General features: G+C 63.5%; 2 protein-coding genes. One reads left to right on the plus strand and one right to left on the minus strand.

Annotated elements, in window-relative coordinates; all coding sequences use genetic code 11:
* Positions 1-38: 38 nt before the first annotated feature.
* A complete protein-coding gene (locus EN994_RS30625; protein ID WP_063167649.1) occupies positions 39-563 on the minus strand; it encodes a glycosyltransferase in 525 nt (174 codons plus the stop codon).
* 149 nt (positions 564-712) lie between these two features.
* On the opposite strand from EN994_RS30625, the gene EN994_RS30630 reads away from it, so the two are divergent.
* Positions 713-1,580: PA0069 family radical SAM protein (locus EN994_RS30630; protein ID WP_127308109.1), on the plus strand; the 868-nt coding region annotated here is incomplete at its 3' end.

The following is a 1,580-nucleotide window of genomic DNA, read 5'->3' on the forward strand; positions in this document are numbered from 1 at the left end:
ATTGTGCAATGCACAATGGCCTGAGCAGCTGCAAAAAATCATGTCGAGGAGCGGCGTTCCTGCTTGGCGGGCGCCATCCAGATCTCGGCGTCGAGCCGCTTCGTTGCGAGGCCGCGGGCGATGGCCTCAGCACTGCCGGCACTCTTGGCCGCGGCCGCCGCCTGACGCTTGCTGATCAGCAATCCGTCGGCCAGGGCGCGGTTTCCCGAAAAGACCCGTGCCAGGAATGGCGTGCGGCTGGCCCGCGTGCGCGAAAACCGTGCGGCCATGGTCTGCCTGGCCGTATGCGCGACAACCTCATCGATCCAGCCCTCCACCAACCGCGCGCCCGGTTCCAGGAGCAGCAACCAGTCCCCCTTGGCCTGGCGGATGCCGGCAGCGACACCGCCGGTCACGTACTGACAGCCGGCATGCTCGGCCACACGATGCGTCTGGTCGGCGGAGCCTGTGTCGCAGACGATGACTTCACGCACCACGCCTTCGACCGCGCCGCCAATCAGCGAGGCGAGCGTGCGGGCGAGGCCCTCCTCGTCATTGCGGGTTTCGATGAGAACACTGAGCATCCTTAGCCGAATAGCGGAAAGCGCCGCACAGCGCCAGTTTTGCATCGCACCATAGAAAGTTCTTGCTTTGTTCTCATCGATGAAATAGGAATAATTTCATGAACAGAGCGATTCGACACAACACGGACAGTCCCTGGGAGCGGGCGAAAATGGAACAGATCGTGCGCGCCGACATTGCAGCTTTCGGAGCAGGAAGAGCCGAGATGGCCAATGCGATGGTCGAGCAGAGCGGCATGCGTGTCCGCCCGGACCGCAACCGCGGCAGGTCGGCCGGCATCAACCCGTCCGGCCGATTCGAGCCAGTCAGCCGGCACGTGTTCGACGATGGCTGGAATTCGCTGGAAGAACTGCCCCCCTTCAAGACCGAAGTGCAGGTCGAGAAGCCGCGCACCATCATCACCCGCAACGAATCGCCCGACATTTCCTTCGACCGTTCCATCAACCCTTATCGCGGCTGCGAGCATGGCTGCGTCTATTGCTTTGCCCGCCCGACGCACGCGTTCATGGGCCTGTCGCCGGGTCTGGATTTCGAATCGAAGCTGTTCGCCAAACCTGATGCGGCGCGCTTGCTCGACAAGGAGCTTTCGAAGGACAGCTATCAGCCGCGCACCATCGCCATCGGCACCAACACCGACCCCTACCAGCCGATCGAGAAGCAATACCGGATCATGCGCGAAATCCTCGAAGTGCTGGAAGCGCGCGGCCATCCGGTCGGCATCGTGACAAAGTCCGCCCTGGTGACGCGCGATATCGATATCCTGTCGCGCATGGCCGAACGAGGGCTCGCCAAGGTGGCGCTGTCGGTGACGACGCTCGACCGCATGCTGGCGCGCACCATGGAGCCGCGCGCGTCGACGCCGACCAAGCGGCTGGAAGCGATCCGGCAGCTTTCGGATGCCGGCATTCCGGCGTCGGTCATGGTGGCTCCGATCATTCCGGGCCTGACTGATCCGGAGATGGAACGCATCCTCGATTCGGCACGTGCGGCCGGCGCGCGCGAGGCGGGTTATGTGATCC

The sequence above is a fragment of the Mesorhizobium sp. M7A.F.Ca.CA.002.09.1.1 genome, assembly GCF_003998555.1.
GTDB lineage: Bacteria > Pseudomonadota > Alphaproteobacteria > Rhizobiales > Rhizobiaceae > Mesorhizobium > Mesorhizobium ciceri.

Bases quoted from the DNA above. Each gene is read 5' to 3' on its own strand.
- EN994_RS30625 (WP_063167649.1), bottom strand. From the start codon at position 563: ATGCTCAGTGTTCTCATCGAAACCCGCAATGACGAGGAGGGCCTCGCC.